This is a genomic window from Granulicella sp. L46, from assembly GCF_009765785.1.
GTDB lineage: Bacteria > Acidobacteriota > Terriglobia > Terriglobales > Acidobacteriaceae > Granulicella.
In genome coordinates this window covers 1-715 of record NZ_LMUT01000008.1, presented here as the reverse complement: position 1 = coordinate 715, position 715 = coordinate 1, and the positions used below count along the sequence as shown (strand labels likewise).

General features: G+C 62.0%; 1 protein-coding gene. It reads left to right on the top strand.

Annotated elements, in window-relative coordinates; translation table 11 throughout:
* The coding region (locus GSQ80_RS06625; RefSeq protein WP_158786878.1) for an AAA family ATPase at positions 1 to 715 on the top strand (715 nt) is incomplete at both ends.

Genomic DNA, 715 nt, shown 5'->3' with positions numbered 1-715 from the left:
GTCGCGGCCCATTACACGCGCGACCGGAAGGAGCTGTTGTCACCGGAGGAGGTGCTGCAACAGCATCGCGAGTTAGCCGCGCAGTATGGTCATCAGGCCGACCACGTTGTTTCCCGAGCAAGGGAGCGTGGCCAGCGCCAGAATCACGTGCCGGAGAACGCAGCGCAACGGGCAGTGACGTACGCCCGCGACCATCTCTTCGAGCGCTCCGCCGTCGAAGACCGTCGGGCCATCCTCGAAAGCGCGCTCAATCGCGGCATGGGAGAAACTACATACGCCCAAGTTAGGCAGGAGTTCGACCGGCGTCTACAGGCAGGCGAGTTTCGCGAAGGACCGGCCTCTGTGCGAGGACCGCAGATCACGACCGCAGCCATGCTGCGCATGGAACGCGAGACGATGAATCTCGTGCAGGGGGACAATAGGCGCGGTTTCGATGACCCGATGCTGGTGAGTCCGAACATCCGCATTACAACGGAAGACCGTCACTCGGAGCTGAATCCCTCGCAACGAGAGGCGGTGAACGCCATCTTTCTTTCGCGGGAGAAGATCGTCGGACTGGATGGAATCGCGGGCGGAGGCAAGACAACGGCACTGGCCGTGGTACGTGAAGGCGCAGGGGCCGAAGGGTATACGGTCGAGGGATTTGCACCCACGTCTCGCGCCGCGCAAAAGCTGGGGGAGGCTGGGATTAAGACTTCGACTTTGCAGATGCATC